Here is an 18,577-nt window from a genome sequence, read left to right as displayed (position 1 = left end):
AATAAGGCTTCCCGAAGGAAGCCTCAGTGCTATTAATCCAGCCACTCAGTGTGGAACACACCGTCTTTATCAATGCGCTTGTAAGTATGCGCACCGAAGTAGTCGCGCTGAGCCTGAATCAGGTTAGCCGGCAGAACTTCTGAACGATAGCTGTCGTAGTATGCAATCGCTGCTGAGAAGGTCGGTGTAGGGATACCGTTCTGAATCGCGTAAGAAACAACATCACGCAATGCCTGCTGGTATTCGTCTGCGATATTCTTGAAGTACGGATCTAACAGAAGGTTGGCGATGTTTGCATCTGTTGCATACGCATCAGTGATTTTCTGCAAGAACTGAGCACGGATGATGCAACCAGCACGGAAGATCTTAGCAATCTCACCATAATGCAGGTCCCAGTTATTTTCTTCAGAGGCTGCACGCAGCTGAGAGAAGCCCTGAGCATAAGAAACGATTTTGCCGAGATACAGAGCACGACGAACTTTCTCAACAAACTCAGCTTTATCACCAGTGAAGGCTTTCGCCTGCGGGCCGCTTAATACTTTGGAAGCCGCAACGCGTTGAGATTTCAGAGAAGACAAGTAACGTGCAAATACTGATTCAGTGATCAGAGACAGTGGCTCACCCAGATCCAGTGAACTCTGGCTAGTCCATTTACCCGTACCTTTGTTAGCCGCTTCATCCAGAATTACATCAACCAAATATTTACCGTCTTCATCTTTCTTAGTGAAGATATCTTTGGTGATGTCGATCAGGTAGCTGCTCAACTCACCGTTGTTCCACTCGGTAAAGGTTTCTGCCAGCTCTTCGTTGTTCAGGCCCAATGCGCCTTTCAGCAAAGCATAAGCCTCAGCAATCAGCTGCATGTCACCGTATTCGATGCCGTTATGCACCATCTTCACATAGTGACCAGCACCGTTCGGGCCGATATAAGCAACACAGGCTTCGCCATCTTCCGCACGTGCAGCGATTTTATCGAGGATTGGTGCAACCAGTTCATAAGCTTCTTTCTGGCCGCCAGGCATGATTGAAGGACCTTTCAATGCGCCCTCTTCCCCACCAGAAACGCCGGTGCCGATAAAGTTGAACCCCTGATCAGACAATTCTTTGTTACGACGGATGGTATCTTTATAGAAGGTGTTACCGCCATCGATTAGGATGTCGCCTTTATCCAGATGTGGTGTCAGCGAGGCGATAGTTTTATCCGTCGCTTCACCTGCTTGTACCATCAAAAGAATACGACGAGGTTTTTCCAGCGATTCAACAAACTCTTCAACAGTATAAAAAGGAGCCAGTTTCTTACCTTGATTCTCAGCGATGACTTCATCAGTCTTTTCGCGTGAACGGTTGAAAATAGAAACAGTGTAACCGCGGCTCTCAATGTTAAGAGCCAAGTTACGGCCCATCACTGCCATACCTACAACGCCGATCTGTTGCTTGGACATTTTTTACTCCTGTCTGATGATCACTTCACAAACAAATCTGTTTGTGAACAAAAGTGGCAAACATGTTAACTCAAGTGAGTATTGAAGAGGTAGTAATTGGTGCGTTTATAAATCATCAAAAATTTCAGAGAATGCATTATTTCATATATTAAAAACTATAGTTCTGAGAGAGTTTTATATACTTGGAGTGTCTCCATAGCACAACGATGCCAGGAAAATTGTTCGACGCGTTTAAGACCTGACTGCCGATAAAAATCTAAAGTCTCTTCGTCTTCCAACATCTCATTTAGATGAGAGCTTAATCCTTCAACGTCGGAGGGGGCGAAGTACAATGCAGCTTCTCCCGCAACTTCTGGTAAACATGAAGCATTAGAAGATATTACAGGAACGCCAGAGCTCATGGCCTCCAAAATAGGCAGGCCAAAACCTTCATATATAGAAGGGAAAACAAATAAACGAGCGGCTGAGTAAATAAGAGGAAGATCATCATGATTAACAAAGCTAAGGTATTTTAGCCAGCCTTCAGACTCAAATCGCTTAATTTTTACGTGTGTTTTTTCGCTGCACCAACCTTCGTGCCCTACAAGTACTAAAGGAAATTTAGCCCTCAGAACATTAGGAAGTCTACTATAAGCATCAATTAAAACATCTATATTTTTTCGAGGCTCAATGGTGCAAACACATAATGAAAAATTGTTATAACTAAGTCCATACTTATGTAGTGCATCTAAAACCTGAGCTTCTTTTCTCACTTGAAAACTTGAATCACAAGCTAAATGAACTGCTTTGACTCTATTTTCATCAATACCAAAATGCTCTATTAATTCATTTTTAGTATGATGAGTATCAGTAATAAAAAAGGTGGCATTTTTTACAGTTTCAGTCAGTTGCCGCTGTAGAAAGTCACAACGTTTAGGCTCAATGCAATGAGGCATTAAAAAAGGGGAAAGATCATGAAACGTGGAGATACTCTTTCCTTTAAACTTAGGAACGTAAAAATTGGTTCCATGGAATATATGATCAGTATAAGAAGAAAGCGCCCTACTCTTCAAATAAGGAGACAAAACACGATAGACATCAGCAACCGAACTCTTCTTTAACTGAGAAACAATCCTTGTTTTTAATGAAGAGCTAGAATTAACAGAAGCAACGCCATGATTAGAATTAAAATCATTTACAACTGTATAGCCGTTAAGGTATTTAACGTCTTCAAACGATTTCAACTTTTGGAATGCCATTATTAATTCATAAGTATAACGACCAATTCCAGTTAGTGGGAATTTTATGGGGTCAGATGAAATTATAACTTTCATTGGTAAACACTCAAAATTTTATCTTTAGAGAGTGACTTTTCTTTAAAAAATAGTCCTCAATGCATTTAAAACTAACAAAAGAAATTATTAGCGATATGGTAATCATGCTTATCCCGAACACAAAAAAATGGTAAGGACTCGAGAAAAAAATACTTTCATCTTTTACAAGATACTTTTTGATCAAAAAAATCCCATAAAAGTTAATAGATAAATGCCAAAGATAAAATGAATAACTCACCTTCCCTAACAACTGCAATGAATGAGATATTCTGACAGGAATCTTAAATGGACATATTAAAAATGATAAAAATGCAAAATAAGCGCTTATGGTACATAAGATAGACTTGTAATGCACTATTCCTTTATAACCTTCGCTGAACAAATAAACAATTAATGACAGAGATGAAAGTATAAACAAAAGAGTTAACTTACCTGAAAAAAGATTCTTCAGATAACTTTCAAAATACAAAGTTATTGCACCTAAGAAAAAAGCGGCGAAAAAAACAAAATCACTATCACCACTAAATACTTTCGTAATATCGCTGAAAGTAAAGACAGCTAAAATCAAAGCGATAATCAGAGTTAACTTTTTTGGCCATATGGCTAGAATAGGGAGAGTTAGATAAAATAACCACTCCCACTTTAATGTCCAAATTGTATTTATTCTCAAGTACATATTACTTGAAAAAACATCATTAACTCCACCAAATCCAAACATATAGTTTTTCAATATCGCATTTAGTCGCGATAAATCTAAAGCTCTGTCTTGGCTAGTTATGAAATCCACAAGAGTTACGGCTGTTACGACCGTTATAACGATTGGCACCAAGCGGTAAAAACGTTTTATATAAAACCTATTAAAATCAATTTTATTACTTATCACTTGATTCCAAAAAAGATAAGCAGTTAGCATAAAAAAAATGTTAACGCCAAAAGAACCAGTGTAAGTAGACAAAATATATCTTGGTGATAAATATCCAAAATACATAGTCGTATGCGCCAAGAAAACTGAAAAAGAAGCAAGCCCTCTTAACATTTCTAGATTTACATTAAAACCCTGAGCATTCTCAATTTTAACTCCAATTCTCTGACCCAAGAATGTACATAAAAACAAAGCGTAGATGAGAATTGCTGAACTAATCAGCAGCATTAAAATCTCGCCCATTAACTCACCTTACTCAAATAATCAATATATATATCAGTGACAATATCCTCAAACGTTGCAGTAACAACAGATGATTCATTAACAACGTTATTTAATTTCTTTGGACACCCAACCAAACGCCATATTTCGTTTTTTCTAACGAAATCAGGATTGATAAAATAATCAAGTTTATGTCCGGAAATTTTTTCTAATACATTCATAGCGTCACGAGCACTATGTCCAACACCTGAGCAAATATTAACCGGTCCATCTAGTTGAGAGTTGTTTAATATCATCTTCTTTAGAACTCTTACGCAATCATCTATTGAAAGGTAATCTCTAACCGCATCAATATTCCCCAAGGGCACATTGTCAACTTTGTTAGCATAGCGAGACGCTAGTTTGGGGATTAGAAAATTATCTCTTTGCCCCTTACCTATAATGTTGAAAGGGCGAACGATATTTATATTAAACTTATCCCGATAGTGACTACACAAATGTTCAACAATTAATTTACTGTACGAATAGTGATTATTGGGAGTGGCTAACGAAGTTTCTTCGATATTTTCAGACTGGTTATTTCCATAAACACCAGCTGTACTTGCAACAATTACATTTACTTTTTTAGAGCAAGACCTTGCGATAGCATTAAGTAAATTTTCGGTGTATATCACATTTGTTCTATAAATTTCGGAAAGATCATTATGCATCACATTTGTGATCGCTGCTGTATGGACTATAGAATCGGGTTGGAATTCAGAAATCCATTCAGTTAGAGAATCCTCATTAGAAAAATCCAAATGAGATATTGTCGTGTTAATTTTTTCAGGGCTATTAGTTGAACCTATGACTTCAAAACTTTCTTTTTCTAACACGGAGGCTAAATTTGAACCTATAAACCCAGTAATACCTGTAATTAGCACTTTACTCATAACTTTTTTACTCCGGGACATGTAAGCCAATTTTTGTGACTAATGACTTAGCACAGTCTTGCCACGTTATGCTTTTCCAATTTTTATGAATTTTTTGTTCTAAACTAGTGCGATAGTTTTCATCTTTAAACAGTCGAATGATTTCATCTCCCCATTGCTCAACATTCCATGGATGAACAAAAGGCACTAAACCTTCTCCAACTTCCCTCAGAGGGTCTACATCCGAAGTAATGCAGACTTTACCATATGAAAGACTTTCGGGCAGAGTTAAGCTCCAACCTTCATACATGCTTGATAAAACAGTAAACATACATCTTCTATACAAAACATCTAATTCAGAATCTGAAGGCGAAATATAACGGATATATTTCCTAACTCTCAAATCATTTTGCAATGATTCAAGGAAACTTGATATCTTCCATCCTGGTTTGCCAGCGATGATTAATAATGGAGGTATTTGGTCTTTATCAAGTAAGTTTAAATACGTCTTATAAAGCGTCTCATGATTTTTTCTGATTTCAATGGTACCGACAGTCAGAATGAATGGCTGTTCAATCTCTAATTTCTTGAGAATCTCATCATCGCCATCATTATTGTCACTCTTCGTCGAAACGATATCCGAACCAAACTTGATGTAATCTGAACATTCAATTGGCCAATCATGTTCTTTGAAATATAGATGTGCATCTCTTTGAGCTGTCGCTCCCCCAAATATAATTTGGTCACTTGCTTTTGCAACGCTTTCCAAAAAATTATGGTATTTCATACTATTTTCTTCAGCATGCAAATGTGGGGTAATAACAGGAGTTAGATCATATATTACTTGTGTAAATTTAAATGTTTTAGTTTTTTTTGCTTCAGTAATAAACTGTAGTAACTCTGTAGTCCAATCTATACCTACAGATAAAACTTGATCACCGTTTTGAAATGGTGAATTAGAGGTATCAACCTTAAGTTCATTATTAACTGTAGCCTTCACTTCAGTAGGAAGAACTTTAGATCTGCCAAGGGTTTTTGTTTTTAACGCATACAATGATTTAATAACGAAATTGCCAATATTTTTAGGCAGAACACTTGATAATAGTATAAAAGAGTGAAAAAGGCGATTGCGCCTGGAATTTGAGAAATTATATGAATCTTGAAGTTCAGGGAAAATTATTGGATTCTCACTGGGTTTTATTAAATCATTTGGAATACGATTTCCTGAGCCAGCAGATTCATAATAACTCCAAAAACTTTGGAAATGTCGATAGCCTTCTTCAATACTTGGAGCATCAAATATTATTTTGAGATTTTCATGTGGAATTATGAATATTTTGCCATTGTAATAACCGAAAAATTTAACATTTATATTCGACTGAAGTATTTCTTTGGCAAGTATCAATTCACTTCTAATAATCCCACTCACCCCTCCGCGCCATCTTACATAAGATGTAGTTAGATCATACCAAAGTGTTTCATATGTTGATTCATCTTCACGGATTAGAAAATCAGGTTGCGCAATTATTTTATTAATTTGCTCAGCACATTGAAGCCATGTCGTATTTTCCCATTGTTGCTTAATTACAACTTCACGGTTTTTTATTTCATTTTTATTATTAGCGTAATAATCAATTTTTTTAGCCCATGCGAACGGATCATAAATATTTATAAACTCTGTTAGGCCGTCACCTATTTCCCTCAAAGGAGGCACATCGGCTGCAAGGCACAGTTTTCCATACCCAAAACTTTCAGGAAGAGTTAAACTCCATCCTTCGTAAAAACTAGGTAATAAGGTAAATAAGCAGTTACGATACAGGCAATCAAGTTCTTCATCACTTGGAGTAAGTAGTATAATACTATCTTTAACTCTAGGATCTCTTTTAATGTTATCAACTAGCTCTTCACTACGATAACTTGGACGCCCTATGATTATTAGCTTGGGAATGTTACCAGATTTTTTTTCATTAAGAATTGCATAAGCTTTATATAAGACATCGTGATTCTTTCGAGCTTCAATTGAGCCAACAGTGATAATAAAATCATCAGTTACTCCTAGCTTAGATAGAATCCCTTTATCGCTTTCTGAATTTTCTTTTTTAACTTTAATAATATCTGAGCCAAACTTAACACTCTGGCCTGCTGGGCTTCTTAAATGATGAAGCTTTTGATAAGAAAGGGTATCTCTCTTAGCCGTTTCACCACCGAATAATAAAAAATCACAGTGCTGCGAGATCCATTCAAAATATTTTTTGAATTTCTCACTTCCGATCTTGTTATATAAATGAGAGGTTTGATTATTAATAAGAATCAAATCATAAACTAAATAAACAAGTTTAAGTTTAAATTCTTTTTTATACATTTCAAAGACAGTTTCTTTTTGAGAGTCCATCCACCCCATACTTACAATCACATCATTAGAACTAAGTCTCAATGAGTTTAATATTTCGACCGGGTTCTCAATCGAAATTGTTGAGCGCGCTCTTTTAATGCTCAAACGTCTAAAAATGAAAGAAGTAATGTCAACTAATTTTAGAGGTAAATATGCAAGTAGCAAAGAAATACCTTGTATATGTTTCGGTAGTACGCTAATCCCCATCAAACTAGCGCGTTTTAACCGTGCAGATCGTCCTATTCCGGAGTTTCTCTGAGCTTCATCTTGGTTTAGAATATTTTCGATGATACCATTATTTTTGATACTATTATTAGGCCTATTCTTTAAATAGTCAGCAGTTACATCTTCTGTTTCCCATAACCATGAGAGTGAGTCAACATTAATCTCTTCAATATGTCCATTATTTTCCAAGCAAAATTTTATATCTTTATTAAGAGCATGAAGATTCTTGGCTACTTCTAATTCTGCGCGAACAATGCCTACAACTCCGCCAGTCCATTGCATTGAGGTGGTCATATCAAACCAAATTTGCTTAGCCATTATTTAACCACCTCAACAATTTTTCCATGCTCAAGTCTAATTATTTTATTACACATTGTATTAATCATTTCTCTATCGTGCGAAGCCAAAACAAAAATCTTGGAGGATTTAGAAATATCTTTCATTCTTTGAAGTGCTTTTTCTTGAAAATCTGAATCCCCTGTCGAAATCATTTCGTCTACCAAGAATATTTCTGGCATAACACTAGTAGCAACCCCGAACATTAATCGCATAGTCATACCACTTGAGTAAACTCTAACAGGCAAATTAATAAAGTCCCCAAGGCCACAAAAATCTGTAACTTCATCTAATAATTGATACGCCTGCCGGAAATCAGCTCCCTGAAGCATGGCTACTCGTAATATATTTTCTTTGCCAGTTAATTCTGGGTCAATGCCAGCTCCTAATTCGAATACAGTGGTTACTTTACCTGCTTTAATTATCTCTCCACCGGTAGGGGAATAGATGCCAGCAAGAACTCTTAGTAAAGTGCTTTTTCCTGATCCGTTATGGCCAATCAATCCTACACTATCACCATCTTTAATATCTAAATTAATATCATCAAGTGCGCGAACAACTGTTGTTTTACCAGCCTCAGAAGAAATTCGCCCACCAGTTGAAAGTCTTAAAAGATTATGGCGAAGAGATAATGTTTTTGTATTATAAATAGGAAAGTCTAAACTCACTTGATTAAGTTTTACAAAAGCCATCTTAATTCCTTATAACCAAAAAGTAATATTTTTTCTTTTGTAATTTAATAATATACAGCCTACAACCATAGTAATAACGGTTATAAGCACAAATCCAATAATAAAATTGTTCTCAGGAATTTTACCTAACAGTAGATCTCGAACTATTGTCACATAGTAAGCAAATGGGTTGTAATCTATAACCCAAGATGCGACTTTTATTTGTGTCGGTTTGTAAAGGATTGGCGTTATAAAAAATAGCAATGGAAGAAACGCTGTGATTGTTGGTTCCAAATCACGGTATCTAGCGCCAATGAACCCCAGGATTATACTAATAAAAAATAAATTTATAAAAACTAAAATTAGGGCTGGAATAACCAGAAAAGTATTAGCATTAATAGCTATAGAGTAATAAAGCATTACCAGAACAATCACAACAAAATTATGTGCGAAATTAATTATATGTCTCGAAACCAATAAAGCTGGGTAGAAAGAAAAAGGCTGGGGGCTATTCTTAATGATGCTAGCATAACGCATAAATACGCTTGGAGATTCTGCAATGCAGTTAGATATCAACTGCCAACAGACTAATCCAATTGTTAAATTCGGTATGAAATCATCACTTTTAATGTTGAGAATTTGACTCCAAACAATACCCAGCCCCAATACTCCGATAAGAGTTCCGAGTGTTAACCAAAAAGGACCCAATATACTTCGCTTATATCTAGCTTGAGTATCGGACTTAGCGAAGAAAAATATTATCCGTGATTTTTTGATCGTTCCGGCTAAATCTGTAAATCCACTCATTTATTCAAATCACCTTGTAATATAGAATTGACGATTTTTATGCTGAAAAATTACTTCTTCATAAATATCCAAATATTCACTGGCCATTTTTTTTGCCGTAAATATTTCCTCATACCTTTCTCTCGCCCTTTTCCCATATTCAGAACTTTTACTTCTATCGTTCCAAATGTTATAAACAGCTCGTTTTAATTGTTCGGGATTAGCTCCATCTATCACAATACCCGTTTGGTCATTGGTATTAATAAATGTTGTTCCTGTGCCTATTTCGCAAGAAATAAGTGGCAAGCCAAAACAAGCTGCTTCAACAAGCGAAATTCCAAATGCCTCAGATCGTAAATGAGATGGAAATACAAACCCTACAGCTTTGGCCAAATACGAATATTTTATAGAGTCATCTTTAGCACCAACAAAGTTAATATTTGTCATGTTATGCTCTTTTACAAATTTTTTAAGACTATCTTCTTCACCATTTGCACCAAGCAGAACGATTGGAATATTGCTATCCTTCATTGCCTCAAGTAAATAATGTAATCCTTTGTAATATCTAAAAGAACCAACAAATAGAAAATATCCATTTGGAAACTGTTTGGTAATTTCATTATTCACATCAGCATCGGATTTTGACTTTGTAATATCAGGTATCCCATAGGGTACTATCGATACCTTATCTTTATAATTTTGCAAAACCTTACTCGAATTTAAATAATTAGGTGAGGCTGTAACTATTCTATCTACACTTTTCAAAAATCGTTTCATTAATGGATTATATAAGCCCATTAATTTTTTTTGTTTGATGATGTCGGAATGATAACTTACTACGGAAGGCTTGTTAACTTTAGAAGCAAAATGGAGCATATCCATAAACGGATATGGGAAATGGTAATGCACAATATCAAAGCTCTTAACTAATTCCTTAAATTGCTTAAATGCCTTAAAAGAAAATGGAGTTGAGGCTATTTCGAAATCTTTTTTCGTTCTAAAAACATAATGATTATGGAATGGCTCTAGCCCTGAATCTTCGCTATTATTTACACAAAATACCGTAGATTCTACCTCATCAGTGTTCATTGCTTCGGAAAGCTGGAATATAACCTGCTCGATGCCACCAAAAGTAACCGGATAGTATGTTTTATAGCAATGTAAAACTCTTAATTTGCCCATAATCACGCATATTTTTAAACAGAAAATAATGAAAATCTCTAGATTTAGAGTTTTATCACTTATGTAAACAAAAAAGCAGCCTGAAGAAAGAACAGGCTGCTCAAATATTAGAATGAATTACCGTTTTTATTTCTCTCTAAATCAGCTCTCACCATCATATCACATAACTGTTCAAGAGTAGTTTGAGGCTCCCAACCTAAAATTTGTTTCGCTCGCTCAGGATTACCGATCAAAAGTTCAACTTCGGCTGGACGATAAAACTTAGGATTTACCTTAACTAAAACTTTACCAGTTGATACATCAATGCCGACTTCTTGCTCTTCTTTACCTTCAAAGCGCAATTCAAAACCTGCGGCTTTAAATGCCATCGTAACAAAATCACGAACTGTTTCAGTTCGGTTGGTTGCCAGGACAAATGTATCGGGCTCATCAGCCTGAAGCATAAGCCACATACCTTCTACATATTCTTTTGCGAAGCCCCAATCGCGTTTAGCATCCATATTGCCCAGTTCAAGGACATCTAATTTTCCTAGTTTGATTTTGGCGACAGAGTCAGTGATTTTTCGGGTAACAAATTCCTGTCCACGTAGTGGAGACTCATGGTTAAACAAAATGCCACTCGAGGCAAAAATATTATAGCTCTCGCGATAATTGATTGTCATCCAGTGAGCATATAGCTTGGCTACCCCATACGGGCTTCGTGGATAAAATGGTGTATCTTCTTTTTGAGGAATGGCTTGTACTTTTCCAAACATCTCGGAGGTAGATGCTTGATAGAAACGGATTTTTGAATTGACGATGCGAATTGCTTCTAGCAAGTTAACTGGCCCAATTCCCGTTATTTCCGCCGTAGTCAAAGGCTGTTCAAAAGACACACCAACAAAACTTTGAGCAGCTAAGTTATAAACCTCAGTCGCTCCGCTTTGTTGTAAAAGTCGAATGCTGGCGGATAAGTCTGTCAGATCATACTCGACGAGATGTAGGTTTTTATTATCCTTAATACCTAACTCTTCAATACGCCAGAAATTCACTGAACTAGTGCGACGATATGTACCATATACCGTATACCCCTTATCCAGCAATAGTTCTGCAAGATATGCACCATCCTGACCTGTAATACCTGTGATAACAGCAACCTTATTCGACATATTCTAACCTACCATTATTTATTAAAATTAATACGAGTGGATAATTGAAGTAAATTCTTCAAGCAATAAATTTAATTTTTTGATATCACCTTTTGTTTCGATGTTTAAACGAAGCAAAGGCTCAGTGTTTGAAGTCCTCAAGTTGAAACGCCAATCTGAAAAATTCAAACTAATTCCATCAATATCATCTCTAGTTTGGCAAAGCGACGAATACTTCCCTGAAAGAATAGAGATAATTTCACTAGCATTGCTAACCTTGAAATTAATCTCCCCACTACAAGGAAACGCCTTCATCCTTTCTGCAACTTGCTGAGACAGTGTTTGCCCTTTAACCGCCAACAATTCAGCCACCAGCAGCCACGGAATCATCCCACTATCACAGTAAGCGAAATCACGGAAATAATGGTGGGCACTCATCTCACCGCCATAGATCGCATCTTCCTCACGCATACGTTCTTTAATAAACGCATGTCCAGTTTTGGACATCACTGGAATCCCGCCTGCCTTGGTCACAACATCGATGGTGTTCCAGGTTAGACGTGGATCATGAATGATTTTTGCGCCTTGCTCTTTCTTTAAGAAAGCTTCTGCCAGCAGGCCAACAATGTAATAGCCTTCAATAAATTCGGCATTTTCGTCAAATAAGAAGCAGCGGTCAAAATCGCCGTCAAAGGCAATGCCCATATCTGCCCGATGCTCACGCACAGCATCTGAGGTATCTTTGCGGCATTCAGGCAGAAGTGGATTAGGAATTCCATTAGGGAAGTTGCCATCGGCCTGATGATGCACCTTGATAAAACTTACAGGTGCATTTGCTTGCTGGAATCTTTTCTCGATCTCATCTATGACATGTCCCGCCGCGCCATTTCCCGAATTAATCACCAGTTTCATCGGCTGTTTGAAATTGGCTAAATCGATATAGCCCATCAAATGGTCGACGTAAGCATCCAATACTGAAATTTGTTTATACGAACCGCGCTTAACACTATCAACATCAGCAAACTGATTAGCTTCAGCTAAACGCTGCACATCGCGTAATCCAGTGTCGCCACTAATTGGGCGTGCACCTTCACGCACCAGCTTCATGCCGTTGTAATTCATTGGATTGTGGCTGGCGGTCACTTCAATGCCACCATCGATGCCTAAATGAAAAGTCGCGAAGTAAATCTCTTCGGTGCCGCTCATGCCGATATCCAGCACATCAGTACCGGCATCCATCAATCCGTTCGCCAGCGCCATCTTTAATGCTTCGCTAGTCAGGCGAACATCACCGCCTACCACAATCGTTTTCGGCTTTAAAAATTCGCCATAAGCGCGACCAATACGATAGGCAATATCTTCGTTTAGCTCTTTGCCCAACTCACCACGAATGTCATACGCTTTAAAACAAGTCAGTGCTTCCATTTTTATCGGGTGTCCTTATTTTCCAGCAAATTGCTCTTTAATCATAATGAGGTCGTCATCGCCTAGGTACGAGCCAGACTGTATTTCCAGTAATTCCAATGGAATTTTACCGGGATTTTCTAACGTATGTTGATGCCCGATAGGAATGAAAGTGGATTGGTTTTCAGTCAGCAATAAAGTTTTATCCTGAATGGTGACTTTTGCCGTGCCTGAAAGAATAACCCAGTGTTCTGTACGGTGATAATGCATCTGCAATTCAAATGACTCGCCCGGTTTAACCGTAATTCGATTAACGTTAAAGCGCCCGGTATTGACGATGAGATCGCAACGTCCCCACGGCCAATAGGTTTCGCGATGGCGGCGGTATTCGCTGCGACATTCACTTTTGAGGAATTCAACAACACGCTTAACGTCCTGCACTTGATCTTTACGCGCTACCAATACGGCATCTTTGGTATTAACAATGACCAAGTCTTCCACGCCAATCGCTGCAACCAATTGGTCTTCACTATTGATATAGCAATTCTTAGTGTTATGCAGGAAGGTATCCCCTTTGAGCGAGTTACCAGCCGCATCTTTTTCATTCACTTCCCATAACGCGGACCAAGAACCGACATCGCTCCAGCCAGCATCCAATGGCACAACGACCGCAGCATCGGTTTGCTCCATGACTGCATAATCAACCGATTCATCAGGGCAGGCTATGAAGTCATCTTTATCAATGCTAATGAAGTCGCTGCCTTCTTTTACATTAGCCATTGCACGATGGCAGGCTTCAAGAATATCAGGCCGGAATTTCTCAAGCTCTTGTAAGTAACGCTTGGCGCGGAACATAAACATCCCGCTGTTCCAGTAATACTCACCTGAAGCCAGGTAATCTTCTGCGGTTTTAAGATTTGGTTTCTCTACAAAACGCTGCACACCGAAAGGTGCATCAGTCACATCAGCAATTTGCGCTCCGCGATGAATATAGCCATATCCCGTTTCTGGCCCGGTAGGGACAATACCAAAAGTGACTAAATGCCCAGCTTTGGCATATTTAGTGGCCGTGGTAATCGCCTGATGGAATGCGGCGCGATTTTCGATTACATGGTCAGCCGCAAGCACCAACAGAACCGGATCATCTCCCTGCTCAATCGCATTAATCGCCGCGAGAGCAATCGCCGGTGCGGTATTACGACCAACCGGTTCGAGGATAATGTTGTGGGAGAGTTTATTAATTTGGCGAAGCTGCTCAGCTACCAAAAAGCGGTGCTCTTCGTTGCAGATGACCAGCGGAGCACGTGCTTCTACGCCGGTCAAGCGATTGACGGTTTCCTGCAGCATCGAGTGCTGTCCGTGCAGACTAATGAACTGCTTAGGATAGAGTTCGCGTGAAAGGGGCCACAAACGACTGCCGGTTCCTCCGGCCATGATTACGGGAAGTAACATTCCACAACCTCTAATGTGTCTTTTTTAGACTGCTATATCATTTACCAGCGGGTTATTTTTTCATCAAAATAGAAAATAGCCACGCTACCGCCCTTGGCTTGCAGCAACCACTATGCTGTGTAACAAGTCAAAACTGTCTTTTCTCTCAGAAATATCTAACCGGTCAATAACGCAGCAAGAAACGACCTAATTCGAGAGCACCGCAAATAATACATTTTGTGCTGCCGAATTAACATGGTTATTGTCCGATGACTTAGCGACAAATCTTAACATCAACTTATCGGTACGCTTAAATACAACTGCTTGACGCAAAAGAATATAGTCGCTTTTTTAAACAATTAAAGTCTGTATTTTTCTCATGCTAAAACAGCAAGATAAATGGCGCACGCAGCATTTCGTTCAACAATATGTTTAGGATTTATCCTTACCTCACCCACTCACATTTGAATAAAAAACACGCAATCAATACAAAAGATAAAATATTCAGGTATAAAAAAACCCGGCCGAAGCCGGGTTTTAGCAAATCAGTATCAGCTACTCAAACCCATTCGGGTTCTTACTCTGCCAGTTCCACGTATCGCGCATCATGGCATCAATCCCGCGTGTCACACGCCAGTCCAGTTCATTGTTCGCCAACGTCGCATCGGCCCAGAACGCAGGCAGGTCGCCAGCACGGCGTGGTTTGAACTCGAAAGGAATCGGCTTGCCAGAGGCCTTCTCAAACGCCTTGATCATCTCCAGCACGGAGAAGCCAACACCGCCACCAAGGTTATACGCCTTGTAGCCTTCAACCTTAGACAAATGGTCGAGCGCCTTAAGGTGCCCTTCTGCCAGATCGACCACATGAATGTAGTCGCGCTGCGCGGTGCCATCTGGCGTGTCGTAATCGTCACCAAACACGCCCAGCTTGTCCAAACGACCAATCGCTACCTGCGCAATGTACGGCAGCAGGTTGTTAGGAATGCCGCTTGGATCTTCACCGATTTCGCCTGATTCATGCGCACCAACCGGGTTGAAGTAGCGCAGTGCGATGGCTTTGAAATTCGGATCGGCTTTCGCAAAGTCGCGCATCACCAATTCGATCATGAACTTCGAGGTGCCGTACGGACTAGTGGTGCCGCCGATTGGCGTGGTTTCCACGTAAGGAACCGGCGCATCAGCACCATACACGGTGGCAGACGAGCTGAAAATGAAGTTCCACACGCCAGCAGCGCGCATCTCTTCCAGCAGCACTACGGTGCCAGAGAAGTTGTTGTCGTAGTATTCCAGCGGCATGCGCGTGGATTCACCAACGGCTTTCAGCGCGGCGAAATGAATTACTGCGTTGATGTCGTTGCTGGCGAACAGGTCGCGCAAGCAAGCACGATCGCGGATGTCGCCTTCAACGAACACCGCTTTTTTGCCAGACAGCTTTTCCACGCGATTGATGGCTTCGCGGGAAGCATTGCAAAGGTTATCCAGGACCACAACGTCGTCGCCACGCTCTAAGAGCGCCAGCACCGTATGGGAGCCGATGTACCCTGCTCCGCCCGTTACCAAAATAGCCATGTGTACTCCTTTAAACCGCGCGCAATGCGCGGCAGAGAATGAGGAAGCTTATTTCGCCAGGATTTTCTGGATGGATTCGCGGAAATCACGGCCTTGTGCGTTGTTACGTAAGCCGTAAGAAACGAATGCCTGCATGTAACCGAGTTTACGGCCGCAGTCGAAGCTGGTGCCGGTCAGCAGTTGCACATCAACCGGTTTTTTCTTGCTGAGTGCGGCGATAGCATCGGTCAGCTGGATACGGCCCCATGCGCCAGGTTCGGTGCGCTCAAGTTCTTCCCAGATATCCGCAGACAACACATAACGACCAACAGCAGTTAGATCAGAATCGGTTGAACCGGCTTCTGGCTTCTCAACGAAGCTGGTGATGGTGCTGATATCGCCTGGGTTATCGATCGGCTCTTCGGTGGTCAGAACACCATACTCGGTCAGATCTGCGCCCGGCATGTGTTTCGCCAGCACCTGGCTGTGGCCGGTGTCTTCAAAGCGCGCAACCATCGATGCGAGGTTATAACGCAGGTGGTCAGCGGTTGAGTCATCCAGCAGCACGTCTGGCAGCACCACCACAAACGGGTTGTCGCCGATCATTGGACGCGCGCACAGTACGGAGTGGCCCAGACCCAGCGGGTTAGCCTGACGTACGTTCATAATGGTCACGCCCGGCGGGCAGATTGACTGCACTTCGCTCAGCAGTTGACGCTTGACGCGCGCTTCAAGCAGCGCTTCCAGCTCATAAGTGGTATCGAAGTGGTTTTCCACTGCATTTTTGGAAGCATGGGTGACCAGCACAATCTCCTTGATGCCAGCCGCGACGCATTCGTCAACAATGTATTGAATCATTGGTTTGTCGACGATTGGCAGCATCTCTTTCGGAATGGCTTTTGTCGCAGGAAGCATATGCATACCGAGGCCCGCAACGGGGATTACTGCTTTAAGCTTGGTCATATTTATTCCATTTCATGAAGTGAATACGTGGGCTCGATTATGCAGGATCGGCCAGTTGAGCAAGTATAATCTTTATCTGAAAAACCGGCACTAACTCTCTGTCACACCATCAAAAATCGCTTTTTATAGACCAAACCGAAGCGTGATTACAGCGTGAATTGCCTGCGCTAAACCGCTGAAAAGTGGTGGAAGGATCACAGAAGAGTTTGTGCTGATGGTGCCAGATATTTTCAGAATCGGGCGGCGTAAAAAGAAGCCAATAAATTCGCAGAATGAATCGGGCGACCCTAAAGCCGCCCGCTAAATTACAACCAACCTTCAAACCATTCCGGCATGATGAACAGGTTGAAGTGATTCACTAGCATCATCAGTCCGACAAACACCACTGACACCGAAACCCATTGACGGGCGTACGGCATAAAGCGGATGCCAATCACCGGCTTGATGAAGAACGGATGCGCAAAAGCCGAGATCAGCACCTGCGAGATCGACAGCGTCAACGCCACATACAGCACATTTGGCCAGATGTAGGTGGTTGCCAACACTACGACTACCACCAGGCTCGCCACGATGTTCCAGTAAAACTCGACATTGGTGCGACCGTTAGCCTGCGAAATCGCGCCAGTTAAGCCACCCATCGGACGCAGCATGCCAAACAGCAGCATCAGCGGAATCAGATGGTAAACCTGCTCATGCGAAGCGCCGTACAGCACGCGTACAATCACCGGTGACATGATGCCAATCGCCAGATACATTGCGCTGCTAAACAGCATGATGACGAAAGTGCCTTTCAGGAACAGCTTCTTCAACTGCTCCGGATCGTGCTGCTTCTCGGCAAAACGCGGTAACGCCAAACGGTTAATCACCGGCGAAACCAGCTTCAATGGTTGCAGAATCAGCTCTTTAGCCAGCGAGTAAATACCCAGCATTTCCGCGCCCATCACTTTACCTACGATCAAGGCATCCGCTTGAGTACGCAGCTGGTTAATGGTCTGCGAACCGAGTTGGTAAACCCCGTAACGCACCGCGCTGACAAAGGTTTTGCCATCGAATTCCCATGTCGGTCGCCACGATTTCTCACCGAAGTAGATCATGCAGAGAATACGCGTGAAGGCGTTAATGAACAGCCCAAGAATCGCCGCCGCTACCGTGAGCGAGGTGAAATAGAGCATCGCCACCGTGCACAGGAACGCAAACAGCTTGGTTGCCATCTCAATCTTCGCCAGCGTCACCATGCGTTTGGTTTTCACATAGTGCGCCTGATACTGCGACAGATGTCCCAGCACCAGGAAGTTGAGGCTGGTGAGCATGATTAAGCCCACCAACTCCGGCAAGTGATAGAACCACGCCACCGGATAAGCAATCGCCAGCATAATCAAGCCGGTACAGAAGCTGAGCGACACGTTAACCCAGTAAATCGTGCTCTGTTCACGACGATTGATATCCTGGCGATGCACGATATAGCTGCTCATGCCCATATCTTGCAGCACGGTCGCCACCGCCAGAATCGCATTGATGATCGCCAGCAAACCCAGTTCATGGGTTTCCAATTTGCGCGCCAGAACGGCGAGCTGTAACACCTGAAGCAATGCGGCAAAACAGGTACTACCAAACAGCCAAACGGCCTGTTTTTTTAATCCGCTCACACCATGCGCTCCAGAATTTTCGCCAGCTCACCGTAAGCGATGTGCTGATTGAACTC

Annotated in this window: 14 protein-coding genes; all 14 read right to left on the bottom strand. The window is 41.1% G+C overall.

Features of this window, described 5'->3' with window-relative positions:
- Nucleotides 1-32: 32 nt before the first annotated feature.
- Nucleotides 33-1,442, bottom strand: coding sequence for an NADP-dependent phosphogluconate dehydrogenase (gene gndA, locus ABDW13_RS04525; protein WP_343551227.1), 1,410 nt, complete (start codon nucleotides 1,440-1,442; stop codon nucleotides 33-35).
- A 155-nt stretch (nucleotides 1,443-1,597) separates the two neighbouring features.
- Nucleotides 1,598-2,755: a glycosyltransferase family 1 protein gene (locus ABDW13_RS04520; protein ID WP_343551226.1), complete on the bottom strand. Its 1,158-nt coding sequence runs from the start codon at nucleotides 2,753-2,755 to the stop codon at nucleotides 1,598-1,600.
- A gap of 10 nt (nucleotides 2,756-2,765) precedes the next feature.
- Complete coding sequence (locus ABDW13_RS04515) at nucleotides 2,766-3,920, bottom strand: acyltransferase (RefSeq protein ID WP_343551225.1); 1,155 nt, start codon at nucleotides 3,918-3,920, stop codon at nucleotides 2,766-2,768.
- A complete protein-coding gene (locus ABDW13_RS04510; RefSeq protein ID WP_343551224.1) occupies nucleotides 3,920-4,831 on the bottom strand; it encodes an NAD-dependent epimerase/dehydratase family protein in 912 nt (303 codons plus the stop codon). Before ABDW13_RS04510 ends, ABDW13_RS04515 begins: the two co-directional genes overlap by 1 nt.
- A 7-nt stretch (nucleotides 4,832-4,838) precedes the next feature.
- Complete coding sequence (locus tag ABDW13_RS04505) at nucleotides 4,839-7,745, bottom strand: glycosyltransferase (protein WP_343551223.1); 2,907 nt, start codon at nucleotides 7,743-7,745, stop codon at nucleotides 4,839-4,841.
- On the bottom strand, nucleotides 7,745-8,455 hold the full coding sequence (locus tag ABDW13_RS04500; protein ID WP_343551222.1) for an ABC transporter ATP-binding protein: 711 nt from the start codon (nucleotides 8,453-8,455) through the stop codon (nucleotides 7,745-7,747). The genes ABDW13_RS04505 and ABDW13_RS04500 overlap by 1 nt, the downstream gene beginning before the upstream one ends.
- Nucleotides 8,456-8,464: 9 nt before the next feature.
- Nucleotides 8,465-9,241: an ABC transporter permease gene (locus ABDW13_RS04495; protein ID WP_343551221.1), complete on the bottom strand. Its 777-nt coding sequence runs from the start codon at nucleotides 9,239-9,241 to the stop codon at nucleotides 8,465-8,467.
- Between the two features lie 9 nt (nucleotides 9,242-9,250).
- Nucleotides 9,251-10,402 carry a glycosyltransferase gene (locus tag ABDW13_RS04490; RefSeq protein WP_343551220.1) on the bottom strand — a complete coding sequence of 384 codons (1,152 nt, stop codon included), beginning with the start codon at nucleotides 10,400-10,402 and terminating at the stop codon, nucleotides 9,251-9,253.
- 107 nt (nucleotides 10,403-10,509) lie between these two features.
- Nucleotides 10,510-11,550 (bottom strand): GDP-mannose 4,6-dehydratase, encoded by a 1,041-nt coding sequence (gmd, locus tag ABDW13_RS04485; RefSeq protein WP_343551219.1) that lies wholly within the window; start codon nucleotides 11,548-11,550, stop codon nucleotides 10,510-10,512.
- Nucleotides 11,551-11,577: 27 nt separating this feature from the next.
- Entirely contained in the window at nucleotides 11,578-12,954 is a 1,377-nt protein-coding gene (gene cpsG / locus ABDW13_RS04480) for a phosphomannomutase CpsG (protein ID WP_343551218.1), read from the bottom strand.
- Nucleotides 12,955-12,969: 15 nt separating this feature from the next.
- Nucleotides 12,970-14,385 carry a mannose-1-phosphate guanylyltransferase/mannose-6-phosphate isomerase gene (locus tag ABDW13_RS04475; RefSeq protein WP_343551217.1) on the bottom strand — a complete coding sequence of 472 codons (1,416 nt, stop codon included), beginning with the start codon at nucleotides 14,383-14,385 and terminating at the stop codon, nucleotides 12,970-12,972.
- A 534-nt stretch (nucleotides 14,386-14,919) separates the two neighbouring features.
- Nucleotides 14,920-15,933 (bottom strand): UDP-glucose 4-epimerase GalE, encoded by a 1,014-nt coding sequence (gene galE, locus ABDW13_RS04470; protein ID WP_343551216.1) that lies wholly within the window; start codon nucleotides 15,931-15,933, stop codon nucleotides 14,920-14,922.
- 48 nt (nucleotides 15,934-15,981) lie between these two features.
- Nucleotides 15,982-16,875: a UTP--glucose-1-phosphate uridylyltransferase GalF gene (galF, locus tag ABDW13_RS04465; RefSeq protein ID WP_343551215.1), complete on the bottom strand. Its 894-nt coding sequence runs from the start codon at nucleotides 16,873-16,875 to the stop codon at nucleotides 15,982-15,984.
- A gap of 305 nt (nucleotides 16,876-17,180) precedes the next feature.
- Nucleotides 17,181-18,521 carry an MOP flippase family protein gene (locus tag ABDW13_RS04460; protein ID WP_343551214.1) on the bottom strand — a complete coding sequence of 447 codons (1,341 nt, stop codon included), beginning with the start codon at nucleotides 18,519-18,521 and terminating at the stop codon, nucleotides 17,181-17,183.
- Nucleotides 18,522-18,577: the final 56 nt, after the last annotated feature.

Origin of the sequence: Pantoea sp., assembly GCF_039594315.1 — a bacterium.
Classification (GTDB): Bacteria; Pseudomonadota; Gammaproteobacteria; order Enterobacterales; family Enterobacteriaceae; genus Pantoea.
This window is presented reverse-complemented; position numbering and strand designations above follow the sequence as displayed.